Consider the following 2,952-nt stretch of genomic DNA (forward strand, 5'->3'; position numbering starts at 1 on the left):
CATAGTTTCTAAGAAGAAACGAATACCAGCTTTGGTGCCAGGCACCATATCTATATGGACAGTTGTGCTTTTCACATTGATTTCATATGGTGTGTTCAGCTGGTATTTTAGATATAAGTTGATGATAGTGCAGGTACTTTATGGAAGATTCAGAGAAAAGCTCAAGGAATTTGAAAAAAGTACTCAAAAAGAAGAGGATGTAAAGAAACAGTTTCTTCAGAATACAGAAAGCGCTGAGAAACTCAAGGAGAGGTACAGCAGCTTGCTTGAAAATGCTCAAGATGTGAACAAAAGGAAAGAAGTTATTGCGGCCCTTTTCAGGGATTTGGGGAAACTCAGCACAAAGGATGCCGGCACAATCTTGAGAGATCTCTTTGATAAAGCGTTGCTTTCTGAATCTGAATATAAAAAGCTCTTTAAATTACTCTTTTAGGAAAGGTGATGTTGATGAGAAGAGTACCACCTGTCACGTTGACACTGATTTCAATAAACATAACTGTATACTTTTTCAGTTTTATCTTTTCTATGTCCAGACCTCAAATGGGAGATGTTTATACCTTATTCCTCTACTACGGCGGAGTGAGTAGAAGCGCTCTTCAACATGGCCTGATTTATACACCGGTAACTGCCCTCTTTTTACATGGCAATATGTGGCATATCCTTTTCAACATGTATGCCCTTTATCAACTTGGGTATATTGTTGAGGGGCTTTTTGGAAGAAAGAAATTCATCATTCTTTATTTTTTGGGTGGCATTGTCGGAAATCTTACCGCCGTAGCTTTCACCCCCTACATAACTATTGGCTCCAGCAGCGCCATCTTTGGATTGGTTGGGGTGCTTTTTGTTCTGGGTTTTAAAAAGGATACGCCAATGGTGCTCAGATCTGTTACTGGTTTTTCCCTATTGCCAATAATTCTTCTTAACCTCTTTTTTGGTCTTGCTATTCCAAATATCAGCAATGCTGCACATATAGGAGGACTCCTCATGGGGATGTTATTGGGCTGGTATATCCCCCCACAATACGCTACTGTGAAAAAACGGCGTTTTGTGAGAATCAAGGAGAAATCCCCGGAGGAAATTTCACAAGAAATCCTCATAAAATACATGCCCATTCTCAATGCGTTGAAAAAAAATGACAACGAAGGCGAACTCGATGAAAGAACAATGCAAATTGCACAACTTAGGAAAGAGCTTAGTCAACTAAAAGATCTTGAACTCGCCCAAAAAGTTCTCTGGAAATTGTATGAAAGAGACTTACTTACGGAAGAGGAATTCGAAAAACTGCGCAAATTTCTCTAAGGAGGAATGGCCATGAGAAATTCATCGCTCATACTGTTTTTGCTTATAGTCACCGCGGTTTTCTCCGTGGATTATTCTGCCCATTCGCCTTTACCAAAAGCAGGAGCTGTTATCGCTCCTATTAACGGTGTAGTAAGTCTCAGCTGGCAAGTAGATAATCCCTATGGAAAAACGCTGGCTTTTTATCTTTACCTCTTCGATGGTGAGAAACAATCTCTCTATGGGCCACTTGAAAAAAACAACTTTTCTCTCTTGACGAAACCAGGAAAAACTTACAGCTGGAAGATAAAAACCGAGGTTTATGATAAAGAATACTGGAGCGAAGAATGGAATTTTCAAGTTCCAAAATCTTATGAGAAGCTCTTTGGAGACGATAACTGGGATTATCCGGTGGATGCAAAGCTAACGGATAGCAAATTAAAGGTACTCGTCAAAAAGCTGGATTGCTCTGTTGACTATTCGGCATATCTAATGGAATTATCGGAAACCTTTGAAGTCACTGCGCAATATTTTTTGGGTTCTTTTGTACCTATGTGTTTTTGGAATGATAAAGTGCTTGGTTATGAGGAAAGTAAGAATGGAAGCCTTCAGGTGATAAGCTATAGCAGTGGCTCAACCGAAGCTGTTTTTCCGGAAACCCTGTCCTCTGTGCAGCTTCTCAAAGCTGACAACGATGTGGTCATTTGTGTCGGAAGAGAGAACCTGAAAACTGTCGCTTTGGTTAAAAAGGGAAAATCCATATCGAAAATAGATCTTTTCTCTTTTTCTATATATGATGCCACCGTTGTCGATGATGGTATTGTTTTTGTTGGAACTATTTCTCAGGAAAATCTCAATTTTCCCGTCGTTGTTTTGGAGAACAGTTCTGTTCTGAAATGGGAGCATCAGGGATGGCTTTTAAAGGTAGTCCCCGGAGAAGAGAAACGGTTTTTCTATGTGCTTGGAATTGTTCCGACTCCAACAGGTGATCACGATGTGGTTTTAAGAAAGTACACTACCGACGGAGTTGTGCTTTGGAGTAAAACCATCGACGATTTCAGAGACGAGATTGTTGGGGGGTTACTGTTATCTGATGGCAAAATCAGTGTTTTGGAAGCTGTTTTTGACAATGAGGCCTACAATCAACGTATATTCATGTACAGCTTTGGAGGTGAACCCATAGGTATGATTGAATCCAAAGCGATTAATAGCGAAAAACCCCAGAAGCTACTGAAAATCTCCTCGGGGTTTCTCTCGGTCGGTTATTCCTATGAAGATGGCTACAAAACACAAATAGCCATCAGATTTTTTTCTGAACCCTAAAGGTCTTGTGCCATTCCATTGTCATCTTGAAAATATTCAGACTCTGTTAGCGCAAAATCCTCCACAAAATACACGCCCGGGGCTTTTATTCCGTTGAAGTTCGTTGCGTACTCAGTGGTATAGGCACCGGCGTTTACGAAATAAAGGATGTCGCCGTATCCGATGGTTTTTGGTAACATTACCTTGTCATATATGGTATCGACAGAATCACAGGATGGACCGGCGAGTGTAAAAGCCTCTTTCTTATCACCTTGCTTGCCATCGACTATTATCTCATATCTGAAGTTTTCTATCGTTTCCATTAGCCCATGAAAAACACCGGCATCAGCATAAATCCATTGTTCAGAACCT

2 protein-coding genes and 2 pseudogenes are annotated in these 2,952 nt (G+C 40.5%); 3 read left to right on the forward strand and 1 reads right to left on the reverse strand.

Annotated features, from left to right (window positions below; genetic code table 11):
• From AC3LHT_RS10085 to AC3LHT_RS10095, 3 genes and pseudogenes are all read left to right on the forward strand, one after another.
• A pseudogene (locus AC3LHT_RS10085) lies at nucleotides 1–433 on the forward strand (hypothetical protein); the annotation flags it as partial.
• Nucleotides 434–447: 14 nt separating this feature from the next.
• Nucleotides 448–1,299 (forward strand): rhomboid family intramembrane serine protease, encoded by an 852-nt coding sequence (locus AC3LHT_RS10090; protein WP_290644482.1) that lies wholly within the window; start codon nucleotides 448–450, stop codon nucleotides 1,297–1,299.
• 12 nt (nucleotides 1,300–1,311) lie between these two features.
• Complete coding sequence (locus tag AC3LHT_RS10095) at nucleotides 1,312–2,601, forward strand: hypothetical protein (protein ID WP_290668039.1); 1,290 nt, start codon at nucleotides 1,312–1,314, stop codon at nucleotides 2,599–2,601.
• Here the strand turns inward: AC3LHT_RS10095 and AC3LHT_RS10100 are convergent.
• Nucleotides 2,598–2,952, reverse strand: a pseudogene (locus AC3LHT_RS10100) (type III PLP-dependent enzyme); the annotation flags it as partial. The gene AC3LHT_RS10095 and the pseudogene AC3LHT_RS10100 sit on opposite strands and share 4 nt — an antisense overlap.

The sequence above is a fragment of the Kosmotoga sp. genome (assembly GCF_982836095.1).

Excerpts from the sequence above, each read along its gene's own strand:
- AC3LHT_RS10090 (WP_290644482.1), top strand. The coding sequence starts at position 448 with ATGAGAAGAGTACCACCTGTCACGTTGACACTGATTTCAATAAACATA.
- AC3LHT_RS10095 (WP_290668039.1), top strand. The coding sequence starts at position 1,312 with ATGAGAAATTCATCGCTCATACTGTTTTTGCTTATAGTCACCGCGGTT.